Annotated in this window: 14 protein-coding genes and 1 pseudogene; 8 read left to right on the forward strand and 7 right to left on the reverse strand. The window is 39.0% G+C overall.

The features are described from left to right. From ACT6XC_RS00005 to ACT6XC_RS00015, 3 genes and pseudogenes are all read left to right on the forward strand, one after another. Positions 1 to 239: pseudogene (locus ACT6XC_RS00005) on the forward strand (hypothetical protein); the annotation flags it as partial. A 302-nt stretch (positions 240 to 541) separates the two neighbouring features. Beyond that, a complete protein-coding gene (locus ACT6XC_RS00010) occupies positions 542 to 1,627 on the forward strand; it encodes a hypothetical protein (protein ID WP_443740390.1) in 1,086 nt (361 codons plus the stop codon). Between the two features lie 46 nt (positions 1,628 to 1,673). Further along, positions 1,674 to 2,996: a hypothetical protein gene (locus ACT6XC_RS00015; RefSeq protein ID WP_443740391.1), complete on the forward strand. Its 1,323-nt coding sequence runs from the start codon at positions 1,674 to 1,676 to the stop codon at positions 2,994 to 2,996. 333 nt (positions 2,997 to 3,329) lie between these two features. On the opposite strand, the gene ACT6XC_RS00020 is transcribed toward ACT6XC_RS00015, so the two are convergent. The 3 genes from ACT6XC_RS00020 to ACT6XC_RS00030 form a co-directional block, all read right to left on the reverse strand. Beyond that, positions 3,330 to 4,382: a hypothetical protein gene (locus ACT6XC_RS00020; RefSeq protein WP_443740392.1), complete on the reverse strand. Its 1,053-nt coding sequence runs from the start codon at positions 4,380 to 4,382 to the stop codon at positions 3,330 to 3,332. Between the two features lie 300 nt (positions 4,383 to 4,682). Beyond that, positions 4,683 to 5,330 carry a hypothetical protein gene (locus ACT6XC_RS00025; RefSeq protein ID WP_443740393.1) on the reverse strand — a complete coding sequence of 216 codons (648 nt, stop codon included), beginning with the start codon at positions 5,328 to 5,330 and terminating at the stop codon, positions 4,683 to 4,685. Between the two features lie 213 nt (positions 5,331 to 5,543). Further along, positions 5,544 to 6,854, reverse strand: coding sequence for a hypothetical protein (locus tag ACT6XC_RS00030; protein WP_443740394.1), 1,311 nt, complete (start codon positions 6,852 to 6,854; stop codon positions 5,544 to 5,546). A gap of 214 nt (positions 6,855 to 7,068) precedes the next feature. Between ACT6XC_RS00030 and ACT6XC_RS00035 the strand changes: the two genes are divergently transcribed. The 3 genes from ACT6XC_RS00035 to ACT6XC_RS00045 all read left to right on the forward strand — a co-directional run bounded on the left by ACT6XC_RS00035 (position 7,069) and on the right by ACT6XC_RS00045 (position 10,321). After that, a complete protein-coding gene (locus tag ACT6XC_RS00035) occupies positions 7,069 to 7,674 on the forward strand; it encodes a recombinase family protein (protein WP_443738302.1) in 606 nt (201 codons plus the stop codon). A 226-nt stretch (positions 7,675 to 7,900) separates the two neighbouring features. After that, positions 7,901 to 8,947: an aldose epimerase family protein gene (locus ACT6XC_RS00040; protein ID WP_443740395.1), complete on the forward strand. Its 1,047-nt coding sequence runs from the start codon at positions 7,901 to 7,903 to the stop codon at positions 8,945 to 8,947. Positions 8,948 to 9,106: 159 nt separating this feature from the next. Further along, complete coding sequence (locus ACT6XC_RS00045) at positions 9,107 to 10,321, forward strand: galactokinase (RefSeq protein WP_443740396.1); 1,215 nt, start codon at positions 9,107 to 9,109, stop codon at positions 10,319 to 10,321. Here the strand turns inward: ACT6XC_RS00045 and ACT6XC_RS00050 are convergent. The 4 genes from ACT6XC_RS00050 to ACT6XC_RS00065 form a co-directional block, all read right to left on the reverse strand. Continuing rightward, complete coding sequence (locus tag ACT6XC_RS00050; protein ID WP_443740397.1) at positions 10,249 to 11,640, reverse strand: MATE family efflux transporter; 1,392 nt, start codon at positions 11,638 to 11,640, stop codon at positions 10,249 to 10,251. The two genes, ACT6XC_RS00045 and ACT6XC_RS00050, sit on opposite strands and share 73 nt — an antisense overlap. A gap of 203 nt (positions 11,641 to 11,843) precedes the next feature. Then, the gene (locus tag ACT6XC_RS00055; RefSeq protein WP_443740398.1) at positions 11,844 to 13,499 is read right to left on the reverse strand and encodes an ABC transporter ATP-binding protein; all 1,656 of its coding nucleotides are present in this window, start codon (positions 13,497 to 13,499) and stop codon (positions 11,844 to 11,846) included. A gap of 1 nt (position 13,500) precedes the next feature. Further along, positions 13,501 to 15,318, reverse strand: a complete 1,818-nt coding sequence (locus ACT6XC_RS00060) for an ABC transporter permease (RefSeq protein WP_443740399.1) — start codon at positions 15,316 to 15,318, stop codon at positions 13,501 to 13,503. Positions 15,319 to 15,434: 116 nt separating this feature from the next. Beyond that, positions 15,435 to 16,754 (reverse strand): hypothetical protein, encoded by a 1,320-nt coding sequence (locus tag ACT6XC_RS00065; protein WP_443740400.1) that lies wholly within the window; start codon positions 16,752 to 16,754, stop codon positions 15,435 to 15,437. Between the two features lie 221 nt (positions 16,755 to 16,975). Here ACT6XC_RS00065 and ACT6XC_RS00070 point away from each other — a divergent pair, with 221 nt between their 5' ends. Further along, positions 16,976 to 17,512: a hypothetical protein gene (locus ACT6XC_RS00070; protein WP_443740401.1), complete on the forward strand. Its 537-nt coding sequence runs from the start codon at positions 16,976 to 16,978 to the stop codon at positions 17,510 to 17,512. A 23-nt stretch (positions 17,513 to 17,535) separates the two neighbouring features. Continuing rightward, positions 17,536 to 18,795, forward strand: a complete 1,260-nt coding sequence (locus ACT6XC_RS00075; RefSeq protein WP_443740402.1) for a glutamate-5-semialdehyde dehydrogenase — start codon at positions 17,536 to 17,538, stop codon at positions 18,793 to 18,795. Positions 18,796 to 18,814 lie beyond the last annotated feature (19 nt).

Below are 18,814 nucleotides of genomic sequence, written 5' to 3' on the forward strand. Positions count from 1 at the left end.
AGATTAAGCTGCAGGTCGAAGCCCGGACAGAGGAAAGAGTAAAAAATATTACAAAGGACATGGCAAAAGACATTGCAAAGGACATGGCAAAAGACATTGCAAAGGACATGGCAAAGGATATGGCTAACGAAAAAACTCTCGAAACTGCCAAAAAATTGCTTGAAAATAATATCCCGGCAGAAATTGTAGCTAAGTGCACTGGGCTGGAGATTTCTCAAGTCGACAAGTTAAAAAAATAAAAATTTTTAAGGCACCTTGGTTTTGCAATTGCGGTAAAAAGGTGCTTTTTTTTATTATGCCGAGCTTCAAGTTCTATAATCAGATAATTTTTCTTCAAAAAAATACATTGTTCGTTATTTAGAAGAAATTCCTTAAAAAGTAGGAAAATAACAAACTTTCGTCTTCCAAGTTACAAATTTGACAGAAAATTTACAAAAAATAACGTTGACTATAAAAAAACAGGGATTTATAATTTAGGGTAAAGGGAATTAAAAAAAACCGTTGGTTTAAATTTCCTGAAAAAATAGGAGGATTTTTTATTATGAAAAAAATCGTAGCCGCAGCTGCTGCAGGTTTGATTCTTGCTGGTACTGCATTTGCCGACGTTTCATTTTCTTGGAAAAGAACAAATATCGTTGGTGGAACATCTAAGGCATTTAACAGCGTAGAACGCTCAGATTGTCTTGGTCTTGAACTTTCTAACGATATTGCCGGTGTAGTTTTTGACTGGGATATTAATGAAGACGGGTCTAAAGCAACAAGCAAACTCGAACTCGATTCATATTATGGTTGGATGACATTTGGTCTTCCAGTTGGAAATTTGCAGGTAACTTCTGGAAAATGGTCTGGACGCTACAGCGACCGCATAAAGAGCGATGCTGGTGATCTCGACGGAAAATATTACGAAGCATATAAACTCGGTGTAATCGATGGTCTAGGAGCTTCTGACTCAGACAACCTTACAGAAGGTGAGATGGCTACCGTTCTTGCTTACACTCTTGCAGACACACTTCCAGGAACTCTTCTTGTAAAAGCTGGTATCGTAAAAAGTGATTATGGCAAATATGACTCACAGTCAGGATTTGTTGCAGAAGTAGGATACCGTCAGGAAGGTCTTATCAACGTAGACGTTGCAATCAAAAACCCTCAGGATAAAGCAACTATTATTGGTGCTTTCGTAAGCCCTCTTATGGTAGAAAACCTCAGAGCTACAGTTGGCTTTACAATGGGTAATTATGACGGCGATAAAGAATTCGGAATTGATGCACGTGCCCGCTATGCAATTACAGAAAAAACTGCTGTAACAGGTATGTTCAACTATTCTTCAATTGCTAAAGAAATTAAATCGTCTGCATCAGGAGATGATTTAAACGCAATGTGGACAATGCTTTCTGTAAACCATGTTGCAGGCGACAATATCCGCTTCCTCGCTACATTGCAGAACACAGTTCGCGACTTCGATGCTAGCAATGGCAACAACCTTACAGCATTTACACCAGCTTGCGAAATCCAGATTTCTGAAAAAGCATTATTTACTGCTGCATTCGACATGCGTTGGGACAACAAAACTCCTTATGCAGGTGTAGGCGATGTTTCATTGCCAATCTATGTAACTCTTTCTCTGTAATAAACGGAAAGGAACTTGCTTAGATAAAAATTCTTGGAGGAATTAAATGAAAAAGATAATTAGCGCACTTACTTTAGGTGCAATGGTTGCAGGAGCCGCATTTGCAGATGTTGGAGTTACTCTCAACTACAGACAGCGTGCAACACTCCTCTCTCATAACAATGAATATGGTACAACAGACGAAGCATCAAAAATCTTGTTTACAGATGCATATTCTGGAGCTGGTACAGATAACCTCGGAATTAAACTTGATGGGGATATTGCCTCTTTCGCAATTACAGTTGTAGGTGATGAAGCTACTACTTCAAAACTCCGCACAAAGACACTCGGAGCTGACTTGCAGATTGGCAAAGTTGGTCTTTTTGCAGGTTTCTGGGCAGACGGAAAAGTAAAAGGTGCATACCGCAACAAGGCAGATGTTGATGCGGGAAACATTGAAGGTATGGACTTTGAATTCAAGAAACTTGGTTCTGCTTTCAAAGGTTCACCATCATTCTTCGTAGACAACATTGTATTGCCAGTAAATGTAAATGCTTCAGAAAGCTATGCAATTGGTGCTAAATACAACATCCGCAACTTTAAGGCTTGCAAACTCGAAGTAAACGGTGTTTATATTTCTAATGAAAAATCTGACGAAAGCGCCTCTAAATCAAGTGGAAATCTTCAGGGACACACTCTCGTAGGTCTTGTTGAAGCAAATACTGCTTATGGCTCAGGCGAATTTGTATTCAAATACGGACAGAGCGAATATAAGAAAGACAATAAATACACTGATGCAATGGCATTCGGTGCTTACCTCCAGCCAAAAATCATGAACAACCTTACTGCAACAATCGGTGGCGCTGGTTCTGTTGTAGACGGTGATTTTACAGACTGGTCTGCAGACCTCCGTTTGTACTACAAAATGGGAGCTCTTTCTTTTACATCTTTCCACAGCTACTCAGCACTTGTTGACGCAGAAGAAAGCATTAACAAACTCAATGGAAAGAAAAATGAAACAACAAAAGGTATTGCAGACAATGCTGCTGTAACAAACGGTAAACACGGTGGTACAACAGTTAAACGTGATTCAGTTCTTACAAACAACTTGATGGTTCGCTACAAGGTTAACAGCAAATTTGCAGTATACGGTATTGTTGCAGACATGATTGGTCTTGGCGAAAACGGTGGTAAAAAACTTGCAGACAAAGACGGAAAAGAAACAACAGATGCACTTATCCAGTTGCGCGCTTCTGCATGGGCACAGTTCTATGCTGGCGGAAATTCAATCTCTGTAGGTGTTGTATACGAAAACTACGACGTAGCAGAAACATACGGTGATTCAGTACAGAACATTGCTATTCCAATGATCTTCCGTGTTAAGATGTAATGTTGCATAGCCAAAAATAGTTCTAAATGAACAAAAGCCAGCCGAAAGGCTGGTTTTTTTATGCATAAAACAACGGTTAACTTTGCTCTAAGCAAGGTTGTTGGCTGTACTTTTAGTTTTGAAAAAAAAACTTAGCCCGGATCGGAACGGCGCAAAGCGTTCAAAAGCAGGAAAAATTTTTCCGGCTTTTGAATGGAGCGTAAGCGGAACCGTGAAGAAGCCGGTTTGAGGTTGTGGTGCGCTCCTTTAAAATAAAAAAAGAGAAGCACTGTATTTTTTTAGCACTTCTCTCTTTGTCTTAGGAGTCTAGCTCCTGATTTTTGTTATTTTTTTTTAGAAATCATAACGTACGCCCGTTCCGATTGTTGTTTTTTCGTAGTCGTCGTCAGATGGAATTGTTGCGTAAACTGTTGCTGAAGCTTTTCCTGCGCTAAATGTAACTGCTGGTGTAACTGTAAAGTAATCGTCTTTTGTTTTGCAGTCATACACGTTATATGATGCTTCTGCTGAAAGTTTTACAACATTTGTAAGATTGTAAGCAACTGCTGGGTTTATGAGGATTTTTGTGTTTCCTGCATCGTAGTACTCGCTGTCTGCAACAAAGTAGCTTACAATACCACCGATTGTAAGGTTTTTGATACCTGTGTATTCTGCCCAAAAGCAGATTTCTGTATTGTCTTCTGCATCGCTGTCGGCTGTTCCGTCGTAAATACCTTCAACTACAAAACTGAGATTTTCTACCGCTGTAAATCCTAAAGAAGCGTATCCGAGTTTTGCCGGAGAATAAGCTGCTGTTGCAAAAAATGCGTCTGTGCTGTATTTTGCAGAAAATGCAAGAATATTTTTATTAAATTTTAGGTCGCCTGCCTTAGCTTTTCCGTCTTTTACTTTGTTGTCAGTTGCTTCGTATTTTTCTGCATTTGCGTCTGTTGCAGAAGCTGTCAGGAAAAGATTTTCAACAGGAGTTACAACAACTCTTACACCTTTTCCACCGTCAAGGGCTGTATCTTCCCAACCAGCAGAAGATGTAAACCGGTCTGTGATTTTTCCTGCTTCGGCAATTACTTTTCCATCAAGAAAGTTTGCGTAAGCCATTGCCCAGTCAATACATTCACTGTCAAAGAAATTTTCAAAATCAGTATTTGTATATCTGAATGTTGCTCCGCCAAATTTTTCGTCATAAGAAATTTCGATACGAGAACGAGAACCGCCACCAAAGTAGTTTCCGCCCAGCCAGGTTGAAGTTTCAAGAGATTCTGCATCTGTGTTTACGGCCGCACCTGCGCGTACGTGACCAGAAACAGAAAGTTCTGCAGAAGCAGAAGCCAAAATTGCTGTTGAAAATACAACAGCTGACAAAGATTTGATTACATTTTTACAAAACATTTTTTCCTCCAGTTTTGAAATTAAAAAAAACAGTATATTGTCCGTTTGTTATGTTTGTGTAGGACAACTATTGTTTTATAATGCTAACAGGCAAGAGCCTAAATTATTTTTTTATAAAAATCAACTATTTTTTGTTAATTTTTGATGCCAATTTTGGTGTTTTTTTGCTTGACTTTTTGTTTGGAGCGCACCACAAACAGTCTTAAATCAAATTTTTTTACAATTGCTTCTTCTTTTACCAGCTCATAAGCCGTAAAAAAAGTGGGCTGTTCGTTTTTTAGAACAGACTCTCTGTAAAAATTACATATATTCAACGACAAATGCTGTTATAAGCTCGTCTATTGTCGTGTTTATTATTTCGATAAGCGCATCTTTATCGTAGTATCCTCCTTGAATTAGGACTGCCTGTGAAGATTGCCTGTAATAGTCTTTGTTGACGGCAACTCGTCCTTTTTCATCGAGGATTTTCATTTTCATTGTAATTGCTGCCGCAACCTGTCCGTTTCTTTTATTTCCGGATGCAAGTATTTTCTTAAAATTAAAATCCATCGCTACAAGCGACTTTGCTTCCAATCCTTGAATCAACAAGCGCGCTTTTTTTGCGCCGATCACAGTCATGTCCTTGTAACCTGTAGCGCAGGTTGAGTCCGAAAGTGAATTAAAAATACTTCGGTATGAATATTTATATATGTCTGAATTTACAACAGCTTCTTTAGCAATAACTTTCGCATTTGTAAGTTCATTTGTTATCAGACGAAAAGATTCTTCTGCATAATCCAAACGGTCAATTGCTGTTAAAATTTCAGGATTTTTTGAATCTATTACACGATTTACCAAAGAATTAAATGCACCATCGGTGTCGATCTGTTCGTCATTATCATTTTGTTCTGTGTTTTGCCAGGAAACAAGGTTTGTTCCTGTTACAGAGATTATTGCAAATGGCGACATATCGTTAAAACTAAGGGTTTTAACCGTTTGACAAGATAAAAAAATAAAAAAAGATAAAACAAAAATTGCCATTAAAGAAAATGACACATAAAAATTTTTTTTTGATTTTGTATTCATATATTATATATAACAAGAAAAGACTTCCTGCATGTCTTTTTAAGAAATACAGGAAGTCCAAGCAAATTTTAACTCATTAAATCAAATGACTTAAAGTTACATCTTTACACGGAGAACAACTGGAATGTCGAATGTGTAGTCTGTTCCACCGTCTTTAGGATTGAGAACTTTGTTCAAGCGGAGAGCTGTTGTAATAGCAGCGTTCTTTCCAGCTGTGAATTTACCACGGAGAGAAGTTACGATGAACTGTGAGCTGTCGTCTGAATTGCTGTCTACATCTGTAAGGTCTTCATTGAAGTAGCCGAAGTCAAAGGCAGCAGTTACGATGTCGTTTACTTTGTAAGAGAATTCGGCTGCAACCTGCATAGCAGAAGCTGAACTTTCCTTTACCGTTTTTCCATCAGAATCCGTCAATGAAACATCGTTCTGGTAAGAAACAGATTCGTACTTAGCACCGAGGGCAACGGTCATATTAGAGTTGATGTTGTACTGACCGCGGAGGTCGATCGCGAAAGCCTTGTCCAGACCGTTTTCCTTTTTATCATAGTCATTTGTATCCATACCGTAAGTAAAGCCGACTACAACATTTTTTGTATTAGCAATCATAAGCGGTGTTACATAAAGACCAAAGCCGTAAAGTTTGTTTACAGGATTCTTAAAGATAAAATCTACAGCAGCTATACCGTCTTTTCTCCAAGCCGCTTCGAATACGTATCCTTCTGACTGTTTGAATACATCTTTATCCTTCTTTGTCGCATCAGTAGTATCGTCATACTGTTTATTAGAACCATTTTCAACAAGACCGCCCTTCAAAAGAAGTTTTCCGCCAGCAATGTCGTTGAAAGTATAGTCTGCGATAAAAGAGGTGTTGTTGCCGGCTGCAACCTGAGAAACGTTGCCGAAATCTACCAACCAACTGAAGCCCCCGGTTTTTCCAAATGCTGTTTTTGAAAGTCCATTCTTTATAGAAAGACCATGAGTTTTTGAGAATTCTTCATCAAGAATACCCTGTTCTGTAGCTGTGTAGTTACCGCGGTTTGTGTAGCGGCTGTCGTAAGTACCAGCTGTAAACTTTAGAGCGCCCCAGTTCAACCAGCCATAGTAATTGTCGATTTTAACTCCTCCATTCTCTGTGTTCTTGTTACCTGGATTTAAAAGAGTAATTTCTGCAACTACACCAGCGTAGTCTGTAGAGCCTTTTACAGCCAGTGTGTCGCTGTTTGTAGCAACTCCATCGATGTCAGCATAAGTTGTTTTTGTGTAAGCGTCTGCAGTCTTCGTCTTTGTTATTCCTTCAACTTTATAAAGGTCTGGACGAACACGAACATTCAACGAAGTTGTTACTTCAGCAGCAGCAAAAGAAGCAGCCATAGCAGCAATTGCAGCTGCGGTTACGATTTTTTTCATAATAAAAAATCCTCCTATTTTTCTATGGAATTTAAACCAACGGTTTTTTTTAATAGGGGTTTGGTGTATTTTTGCATTTTTTGGGGGCTTGACTTTTTTGCGGAATGTTTAATTTTTTTTGTGGCTATATTTTTTGGTATTTCTTTTGTGTGTGGGGAGTGTTTGTGCGGTGTGCTACTATATTCTTTAAATTTTATTTTTTTGGAGATATTAAATGACTTACGGTTACATTCGGGTTTCGACCAGCCACCAGAATTTGGAAAATCAGCAGATGGAAATTGAAAAATTCTGCCAGCTTAACGGTCTAAAAATTGATTCTTGGATTGAAGAAAAAATAAGCGGAACTAAGCGGCCAGAAAACCGCAAACTTGGTAAAATTCTTATGAATTCGGCTCATTCGGGCGACCTTATAATATGCACGGAAATTTCGCGTTTTGGCCGGTCGCTCATTATGATTATGAACGTTTTGCAGCATTTTTTGGAAAACGGCGTAAAAGTCTGGACAATTAAAGACGGTTATAGGCTCGGTAACGACATTCAGTCAAAAGTTTTGGCATTTGCGTTCGGACTTTCGGCAGAAATTGAACGGCAGCTTATTTCTGAGCGCACAAAAATCGGGCTAAACCGGGTTCGCCGGGAAGGCAAGCACATTGGACGCAAAAAAGGCCAAAAATCAACGATTTACAAACTTTCTCAAAACAGCGATTACATAAAAAAAGAAATCCTCCAGGGACGCACAAAAAGTTCTCTTGCCCGGGAACTCGGAGTTTCGTGGAAAACGCTCGACAGTCATTTGTGCAGAATTATGTTTAAAAATTAGAATTGGTCAGATTTTTTTATTTTTAGGAGCGCATCATACCCATAAACCGTCCGCTCCACAGTTCCGCTTACGCTCCATTCAAAAGACGGAAAAGTTTTCCGTCTTTTGAACGCTTCGCGCTGTTCCGGCACGGGCTAAATTTGGCGGTTAATAAAAGTTTTTTAGTTTTAGCAGGCGGATTTTTTATCTTTCTTGACAAATCGTGTTTTCGGCTTGAATATAGATTATGGACATTTTGCATTTTAATATAGAAAAAAATGTTGACGGCTGGACTGTTTCTAACGGTCAGATGAGTTTTTCTGCAATGAATTTTGGTTGCACGATTACTAATCTCTTTGTTCCAGATAAAAACGGCGAAAAAAACGATGTTCTTTTAGGTTTTGATACTTTTTCTGGCTGGAAAAATGGAACTCAGGCGCACAATGCAATTGTCGGTAGGTTTGCCAACAGAATTGCCGGCGGAAAATTTTTTCTTGACGGAAAAAATTATGTTTTGGACGTAAATAACGGAAAAAACTGTCTGCACGGGGGATTTTTTCGTTACGAAAAGCAAATATGGCAGGCCGAACCTTTTTTAAAGGACGACAGTGCCGGAATTGTTTTTACAAGATTGAGCTGCGACGGCGAGCAGAATTTTCCTGGAAATCTCGAGTTAAAAGTTATTTATTCATTAAATTTCAAAAATCAGCTTGTTCTCGAATATTTTGCAAAAACAGACAAAGCAACTCCAATAAATTTAACAAATCACGCATATTTTAATTTGAACGGCTGTAAAGGAGAAAATATCTTAAATCACACTGTCTGTCTGGATTGTCAGCAGATTTTAAAAGTGGACGAAATGATTCCTACGGGAGAATTTTTAGATGTTCGAAAAAGTGAAAATTCTGTATTCAACTTTTTGGAGCCAAAACTTGTTGGCAAAGATTTAGAAAAATTGCAAAAAATGACGGGAATGCGCGGTTATGACCACTGTTTTGTGACAAAGGCGGACGAAAAAAATGTGGAAAGAGTTGGTTGGTGCAAATCTGAAAAATCTGGCATAAAAATGAACATTTATACAAACCAACGCGGAATTCAGTTTTATACTGGAAATTATCTTGAAAATTTTACGGGAAAGAATGGAGTTTTGCAAAAGCCTTTTGACGGACTTTGCTTTGAAGCCCAGCGTTTTCCAGATTGCATGAACCATAAAAATTTTCCAGATTGCATTTTGCTCTCTGGCGAAGAATATTATCAAAAAACGATTTATGAATTTTTAACAGAAAAATGTTAAAAGTGCACACCTTGCGGTTTTGTGGCAGGGATTGTAGGGGCGGCGGAGCCGTTCCGGAGCTTTGCGGAGGAATGCAGGCGAAAGCCGGAACCCCGAAAAGCCCGGTTTTTGTAGAACAAAAAGCCACCCGAATATTGAATTTTTGCTCTGGAGGACAAAATGGAAAATTCACTTACAAAAAAAGAATATTCACCGGAAGAACTTTTGAATGATTTTATGGAAATTTACGGTGGCGAGAAGGACTCCGTGCGGATTTTTGCTTCTCCAGCTAGAATAAATATTATTGGCGAACATATCGATTACAACGGAGGCAAGGTTTTTCCGGCTTGCATTAACCGTTATTTGTATGTGGCGATTAGGAAACGGCGCGATTCGAAAATTTTTTATAAAGATGTAAAATTTCCGCTCAGTTTTGAGTTTGATATAAACGATAATTTTGCTTATTCAAAAGAAAATGATTATGCGAATTATTTGAATGGAATTTTGACTCAGTTAAAAGAAAAGGGTTTTGTTTTTGACTGCGGTTTTGAAATTTTAATGGCGTCAAATATTCCTGCTGGCGGCGGAATTTCGTCTTCTTCGGCTTTGGAATGTGGTTTTGCCTTTGCAGTTTGCGAAACTTTTGGTTTTGACGTGAGCAGGACAGAAATTGCAAAAATCGGGCAGATGAGCGAGCACCGTTTTATGAATACAAAGTGTGGAATTATGGATCAGTTCATTATTGCAACTGGAAAAAATAAGTTTGCTGAAATTTTGGATTGCGCAACCCTTGAATACGAATATGTTCCACTTGAACTCGGCGACTGCTGTTTTATCGTAATGAATACGAACAAGGTGCGAAAACTTTCGGATTCAAAATACAATGAACGCCGTGCAGAATGTGAACAGGGCTTAAAAATTTTGCAATCTGCCGGAATTAAAATCAATGCTCTTTGCGAACTTTCGGCTGAAGAATGGGAAAAAAATAAATCGCTCATAAAAGACGAAATTTTGCAAAAAAGGGCGGAACATTGTGTTTTTGAAAATCAGCGTGTCTTAAAAGCGGCCGCTGCCTTAAAAAATGGAGATTTAGAGGCTCTCGGCAAACTTTTGAACGAAAGCCACGAGTCGCTCCGCTCAAAATACGAAGTTACAGGAATTGAGCTCGACACTCTTGCAGAAACCGCTTGGAAACAGGAGGGTTGTTTGGGTGCAAGAATGACTGGAGCTGGTTTTGGTGGCTGTGCAATCGCCTTGGTTCAAAAACAAAAAGTCGATTCTTTTATCGAAAATGTCCAAAAGGCTTATACTCAAAAAATTGGTTATTCGGCAGGATTTTTTGCCTGCGGCTCTGGCGACGGCGTACACGAATTGCCTCTAGTAAGCCGCACATAAACTGTCAAAAGTTGCACGAGCATTACGCACCAAATCAGCGGTTCGCACAGAATAACTCCCCATTTTCCGAGTTTTGGAATTATAAGGCAGGTGAAGGTAACTTTGCCTGCAAGTTCAATTACGCTCGAAATTAAAGGCAGAATTTTTTGTCCAAAACCTTGCAAGGCATTCCGGATTACGATAAGTCCGCCCAAAACAAGATAAAAAGGTAGAGTAAACAGGATGTATTTTTTTGCGTAATCAAGGAGAATTGGGTTTGTTGAATTTGTAATAAATTTGATTAAATCTTCTGTTAAAAACCACGCCGGCAAAAAAAGCAAAAATGTCCAGACAATTGTTATAAAAATCGAAATTCTTACACCTTTTCGGATTCTCTCAATTTGTCCGGCTCCGTAATTTTGCGAAACAAAGGTCGAAGCGGCAAGCCCAAGCGTAATAATTGGAATGTTTGTCAGGGTAAAAATTTTTCTGGCGCAAAGGTGACCGGCAATTATCATTTGGTCGAGCGAGTTAATGGCGCTTTGAAGGATTACAGTTCCCGAATGGACGATTGCTCCCATAAATGCCATGGAAAGCCCCTGCCCTACCAAGTCTTTATAAAGCGAACTGTCGAACGAAAAATGTTTAAAAGATGGAACAAGAATTTTTGCTGCGCAGAAAATGTAGATAAGACAGAGCAATCCCGACACAAACTGCGCAATCACCGTCGCAATTGCAGCTCCTCGAATTGAACCTGTCGCCTTTATAAAAGCAAAATCCAGAATTACATTTAAAACCGAAGAAAAAATCAAAAACAAAAGCGGAACAAAAGAATTTCCGATTGCGCGCAACATTCCTGCAAAAAGATTATATGCAAACAAAACTCCGCAAAACTGCGTGATCACCGAAATATAAGAATATGCTTCGTTCAGACGGTCGGCTGGCGTTTTTAGGAGAATCATAATTGGTTTTAGCCCAAAGGCTGTCAAAATCATAATAAAAACGGTAACAAAAATTGTAATTACAAGCGAAGCCGCCGTAATTTTTTTTAATTTTTCAACTTCCCCTGCCCCAAACGCTTTTGCCGCAACAATGCTCAGACCGTTTCCAAAACCAATTCCAAAACCGACCAAAAGTTCGTAAAGAGCCGTGCACGCTCCTATGCTGACAAGCGCGCTGTCGTCCAAAAGCCGCCCGATAATAACCGTGTCTGCCGCATTATAAAGCTGCTGAAAAATATACGAAACAAAAAGTGGCAACGTAAAAAGCACAATTGCCTTAAAAATGCTTCCATGCAACAAATCTGGATGGACAAAACGTTTAAGAGAAGATGTTATCATAAAAATATTTTATAACGAATAAAAGAAAAATGAAATTCTGGAGCATATTTTGCGCTCTAACCGTCCGCTCCACAGTTCCGCTTTCGCTTCATCCGCCGTGGCGGACGCTTGCGCGCTGTTCCGGCACGGGCTAGGATTTGCTTTCAAAAAACAGCGGCTTGTCTTTTTACAGAAAAACCGCCATTTTTGAAAATCAGGACAAACTATTCAATTTTTCCGTGCGTAATGAGTTTTCCGCTTTTTCTGTCAAAAAGCATTAAGTCGTTGCCGGTAAAATCGAATTTTTGACTGCTTCCAATTTTGAACGTTACGCCGCCAAAAACAACGCTTGTCAACAAAAACTCGCCAATACTGATTTTTATTGTCGATTCCATTCCTGTTGGCAACGCACCTCGAATTTCGCCGTCAAATTTTCCATTTTCGGTCAGTTTTATGAATTCTGGACGGACTGCAAGAACAAAGTCGCCGTTTTGAGCTGGCGAATCTTTTTTTGCAGCAAAGCCTTCTTCTTCGTTCACTTTTGCAATATGATACTTAAAAACTTCGTCCTTGTTCTGTTTTTCAACATAGCCTTTTTGTTTTGACTCGTCTTCGAGTTTTTTTGCTGTTTCAACTTCGTCGGCATCTCTGGTTTTGTACCATTTTTCCAAATTGAATTCTTCGCCGTTTTTTGTTTCCGGCTTAAAAATCAATTTTTTGTCGCCAAAGAGCGTAAGTTCAAGTTTGTCGGCTGTCTGTTCACCTTTTGCGTCTATAAAATTAATAGAAGGATTTCCTACAAAATCGGCAACAAAAAGGTTGTTCGGGTGATTGTAAACGTCGAGAGGAGCATCGTACTGTTGCAAAACACCGTTGTTTATAAGACATATTTTTGTTGCAAGCGTCATAGCTTCGAGTTGGTCGTGAGTTACGTAGACAAAAGTGCTTCCTGTTTCGATATGCAGCCGCTGAAGTTCGTATCGCATTTCTAATCGGAGTTTTGCATCGAGGTTTGAAAGCGGTTCGTCCATAAAAAGAACGCTTGGTTCTGGAGCAAGTGTTCTTGCGATTGCTACGCGCTGCTGCTGTCCGCCGGAAAGTTCTGCTGGATAGCGATCCATAAACATTCCAATTTTTACGACGCGGCTTACACGGCGCACTGCAAGGTCAATTTCTTCAGAAGTGAGTTTGCGCGTTTTTGTAAGCATTTTTCCGTTTTGAACTAAAGCAAAATCATCATTTAAGGAAATTCCTTTTTGTTTGTAATTTTCTTCGATAGCTTTGATTTTTGCTTCGTATTCTTTGCAGAGCGAATTTGCTTTTTCTGACGGGAATTCTTCGTTCTGGAGCTTCATTGCAAATATTTTTTTTGCAGTAAACATCGAAACCGTAAAAGTATCTATGATTTTTAAGAGAACTTTTTCTTCATCGATTTTTCCGTCTTTGCCCTTGCAGCCGTTTATCAGTTCCACAAGTTCGACAGAACCGCGCAAAATCTGTGTAATCTGGTCAGAAGTTTTTGCTTCAAAGTCATAAACAGGCAGTTCTTCGGAAATATTGCTCAAACCGAAGGCAATATTTTTGTAAACCGTCATATTTGGCCAGAGTGCGTAATTTTGGAACAAAAATCCCACTTTTCGCTTGTTTGCAGGAATATTTATTCCTTTTTCGCTGTCAAAAACAACAGTGTCGCCAATTTCGATTTTTCCGCTGGTTGGAGTTTCTAGGCCGGCAATCATTCTTAAGGTTGTTGTTTTTCCGCAGCCGGAAGGTCCGAGGAGAGTAACGAATGAATTGTCGTCAATGACAAGATTCAATTTATCAACACCAAAGAATTTTCCCCAGCGTTTTGTAACATTTGTAAGTTTTATCTGTGGCATATCAGTTACCTCCTACACCTTTGTCAATGCTTGCGCCTGTAAGTTTGTTTACTAAAGCGTTAAAAATTAAAATCGTAATAATAAGAATAAGGTTCATTCCGCTTGAGAAGGCGTAAAGTCCCATTTCGTCAAAATAATCCATTGCTGTTGTCATAATCTTGAACTGGTCGCACAAAAGCATAAAGAGCGTCAGTTCTCGCAGACAGGTCATAAACGGAAGCAAAAATCCCGAAAGAATCGAGCTCTTTTGAATTGGAATTATGATTCCAAACATTCGCTTTACCCATGGAATATTCTGAATTATTGCGGCTTCTTCGATTTCTCCGGAAAGTTGCAGCATTGAATTGAGCGAACTTCGGCTTGCAAAAGGAATGTATTTTACCGTTCCAACAAGAATCAATATAAGGAAGGTTCCGCCAATCGAAAGCGCTTTTCCAAAAATTAAGTAGGCTACACCGACAGAAAGAGAGGGCATAAGATAAGGCAAAAATGCCACCGAATTTACATAGGCGGCGCTCTTGCTTCTGCGGTTTTTGCTTACCGCATAGCCGACCAGGGTTCCGATTGTTCCAGCGCAAAGTGCACAGCAGATTGCAACAAACAATTGTCCACAGAAAGATTTCCAGATTTGAACGTTGTGCAGAATTCCGAGTTGTCCAAAAAGTCCGTATTCGCCCAAGGTGTCTGAAGTTGTCCACCATTTTGTCGTAAGCATTTCAAAATCGCCTGTTTTTAAGAAACTGTAGTCGCCTGGATTTGGCAGGAATGTTTCAATGGCGAACGAAATAATCGGATAAATGCTTGTAAAAAGCGTAACTACGATAAAAATAAAAGCGATTAAATATTTTCCGATTTTACCGAGATTTGCTTTTGAAATTTGACCAGATTTTCCAGTTACAGTTGTAAAATTCTGACGGCTTGAAGTGCTTCTTTGGTTTAAAAGAAGGATTGCAATTCCAAAAACCATCATTATTACTGCAATAACGCTGGCTTCTCCAGCACGGCCAGAACTCAAACCGACATATTTTGTAGAAAGAGTTTCGAGGCTTAAATAATGCGGAACAGGATAACTTCCCATCGAACTTCCAAAAACGAGCAAAATTGTCGAAAGAATTGCAGGTTTTACGAGAGGAATTGTCACGTGAAGGAAGATTTTCCATTTTGGAGTATCCAGAATTGTTGCCGCTTCTTCGAGGTTTGCATCCATGTTGCGGAAAATTCCACCGATTAAAATATATGCAAAGGCTGCGTAGTGCAGACCGAGAACTATGCTTGAAGGAAAAATTCCCTGACACCACCATAAAGGCATTTTTATTCCAAAAAGTGATGCCAAAAGTCCGTCTGAACCGCCAGTTACGGCATTGCTGTTAAAAGCGTTTCTCCAGACCATGGCAAGTGTCCACTGTGGCATAATGTAAGGAAAAATAAAGATTGCGCTAAGATATTTTTTGAATTTTAAATTTGTTCGGGTGATTAAATATGCAAAAAGCCCGCCATAAAAAATTGCAATAAGACAGGCAAAAACAGAAAGAAGGACAGTGTTTAGAAGTGGTGTCCATAAATTTGCTTTTGCAAGACGGCCTGTAAAAAGATCAATCCAGTTGTAGAAAGTTATTTGACCTTCTTTTAAACCGGTTTTTAAGGAATCGACTGTTCCTGCATGAACTGCTACCGTATCTTGAATCAAATACAGGATTGGAGCAATTGTCGTTACAGAAAGAACAATTCCGCATAAGAGAAGAATTACATTTTGTGGTTTGTAAAAAAATGTTTTTATTTTGTTGAGCTTCAGCTGGGTCTGAAGATTGTTGTTTGCCATAGAAAAAGCACCTCCAGCTTAAAAAGTTGACTCCATAAAGGTTAGAGAGCCTGTCAAAACGGATATTGTATTTTGACAGGCTCAACTTTCGCTTTGTGGCAAAAATGGGTTAAAACTTATTTGCGGTTTGCACGTGTAATGTCAATCCAGTCGCCGAGGTCAACTGAAACTTCGGCACAATATTTTGGATCTTCGATTACGAGTTCGCCACCGTTTTCTGCAGCCCACCATTCAAAGCCTCTGTCGTTTTTTGCAGGGAAGTCGTTTCCACCAGCTATGCTGTGATGGAATTTTGCTTCGTTTTCTGCTGCAAGAACAGGGTTTGCAGAGTAACCGCCCATGTCTTTTCCCCAGGCTGTAAAACCGTCAAGTTTTGTAACCATGTAAGAAATAAATGCGCAGGCAGTCCATGGGTATGGAGAAGAATCCATAACTTCGAGATAGTGACTGTATCCGTAACCACCGATTCCGGTGTAACCTTCTTCGTAAGCTGCAACAGAAATATTTTTTACAGAAACGTCAGCTGTTTCGGCAATTGAACGAAGTTTTGAATAAACGATGAGAGCAAATTCGCCTGCAGCAGAAGTTTTTACAATGCTATTGCAGATTGGACCGTCGTCTGTTTCTTCGTTGTAGTTTTGTACCCAGAGTTTAATGTAAGCAAGACCGTATTTTGCGTTCTTTGATTCAAGACCAAAGTTTTCTGCAAGTTTTGCACATTCATCGAGTACAGAATTAAACTGAGCCTGTTTTTCGGCTGGCAGTTTGTCAAATGCGTTTTTGAGCCAGGTTGCGTATTTGTCAGCAGTGAGCATATAAAGGAAGTTTTTTCCGACAAGTTCGGAATTTACGCCCATGAAAAGACCATGTGTTCCTGGAGCAACAAAATCCCAACAGTTTGTAAATTTTACGCCGTTCAAATGGTTGTACATAAAAATTTTATTCAAAGTCTGCAAAGGAAGAAGCTCTGGATAGTCTTTTTTTGCAAGTTTGTTTGCTTCTGCCCATTCTTTTGGAATAAATGTGCGGAGAACTCCAGTGTCCATCATCTTGCTCTGAATCTGGTTTCCGTCCTGAATAAGTGTCATAAAATATTCAGGATTTGCACTTTTGTAGTCAACATTGAGGGTTGTAAAGATTGAATTGTTTTTTGGCTGAGACCATTCAATCTTTCCTGCATAACTTGAGTCAAGCGACTTGAGATATTTGATGAATGAGGCTCCAGCAGTTTTTCCGCGGCTTGAGTTTCCGATGCCCTTTAATGTAGCATTTTTTGATTCTTCGATTGCCTTTTGGCAAAGTTCATCAAAAGTCATATTTTCTGCCTGAGAAATAATTTCCTGAACGGCAGATTTTTTTGCCTGAGATTTATTGCACGAAGCAAAACCGAACAACGTAATAGCCGCTGCCGAAAGAATAAATAAAGATCTTTTCATTGAGAACCTCCGATAAAAATTCAACGCGAAAAAATTAATTTTCGATTTGATTTTTAGTGATGATGAAGTTTGCAACGCAAACCTTACACATAAGTGCACTGTCAGAATGACAAAAGTTAATTTAACTTTATTGATATATTTTGAAACTGAATTTGCAAACTGTCAAATTTTCATTTTTGTTGCACTTGAACAGATACGCTGAAAAATTATAAAATTGTTATATGACAAAATCTAATTTAATTAGCGAATTTGTAGAGCCAGAAATTATCAGTGCAGTTGAAAAAATTAAAGATGTTGCAGACATTCAAGAAGTGAATTCTCTTGCAGTAACGATTTCCAGACTGTTTAGTGCAGAACAAGTTTTTGCAGAAATTCTTGCTGGTAGTGATGACTCAAAGCTAATTTCTTCATTTAAAAAAAATCTTACGCTTTTGATTCAAAAAACCTGGGTTGAAAAAGACGATGAGACCGTAAAAGAGCAAGTTTTGTACAATCTGGAGCAGTTCTGCGCTTACATCGAAGCTGGAAAATATGCAGATGAATATAGCCGTTTTGGCCATATTTTGTCTGATGTCGTTTACTTGATGTTTGGACCGACTTCTAAAGAACCAATTTTTGAAGAGTATTCTTTGCGTATTGATCCAGAATTTGGAGTTTTTTGGTGGTATATTCAAAATCTTCCAGAAAAAGCAAATTTTTCTGACCAGAAAAGCCGCGCGCTTCTTTTGCTTGGAATGTATTTTCTTGCAAATTACTAAAATTTTTATCGGATGATTGATTTATGGATATTGAAAAAATAACTGCCAGCTTAAAAAACGCTTCATCTGAACTTGCCTTGCAGACTGCGAGTCAAAAAAATGAGGCCTTGCTTAGTGTTTCTGATTCAATAGAAAAAAATCGAAAAATCATTCTTGAAGCAAATGCTCTCGATGTGAAAAATGCACGCGAACGAGGAATGAGCGAGAGTCTTGTAGAAAGGCTTTCGCTTGATGACAAAAAAATTGATTCAATAATAGATTCGTTTAAATTGATAATAAGTCAGACCGATCCTGTTGGAGAAGAAGTTGCTGGTTGGAAAACTCCTGCTGGCATGACAATTCGGCAGGTTCGTGTTCCGCTTGGAGTTGTTGCAATTATTTACGAAAGCCGTCCGAATGTAACGGCAGACGCCTTTGCTCTTGCGTACAAAAGCGGTAATGCAATTCTTTTAAGAGGCTCTTCTTCCGCGATAAATTCAAATCAGGCTCTTGAAAAAGCGATAAAACAAGGCTTAAAAAATGCAGAAAATGGAGTAGAAGAATCAATTTCGCTTGCTCCGTGCAAGAATCATGAAGAAGTTGAACAGATTTTGACAGCGGTTGGAAAAGTTGATGTTGCTCTTCCGCGTGGTGGCGCAAAACTCATAAATATGGTTGTTCAGACGGCGAAAGTTCCTGTAATTCAAACTGGAGCGGGGATTTGCCATCTTTATGTTGACGAAAGCGCAGATCTTGAAATGGCTTTAAATCTTGCCTGGAACGCAAAAACTCAGCGTCCGGGAGCCTGCAACGCAATAGAAACAATTGTCGTAAACGAAAAAATCTTAAATCAGTTTATTCCAAGACTTATCGAAAAATTTGACGGTAAAGTTGAATTGAGATTAGACGAAAAATCGTATAAATTTGTTCAAAATGTACAAAATTCTGCAAAAATTAAAAAAGCCGCAGACGAAGACTTTGGGTTTGAGTTTTTAGACTTTATTTGTTCTGTAAAAACCGTTTCCACTTTGGACGAAGCAATTGATTTTATAAATTCCCACAATACAAAACATTCAGAATGTATTGTTACGAACAACCGCCAGAATTCGCGCATTTTTCAGTCAAAAATTGATGCAGCCTGTGTTTACGTAAATGCAAGCACGCGTTTTACCGACGGCGGAGAATTTGGTTTTGGTGCGGAACTAGGAATAAGTACTCAAAAACTGCACGCTCGCGGACCTATGGGAATTAAAGCTCTTACGACGACAAAATATCTGATTGACGGCGACGGGCAGATTCGTTAGAAAGTCATTGAAAAATCAA

The sequence above is a fragment of the Treponema berlinense genome, assembly GCF_052273165.1.
GTDB classification, from domain to species: Bacteria; Spirochaetota; Spirochaetia; order Treponematales; family Treponemataceae; genus Treponema_D; species Treponema_D berlinense_A.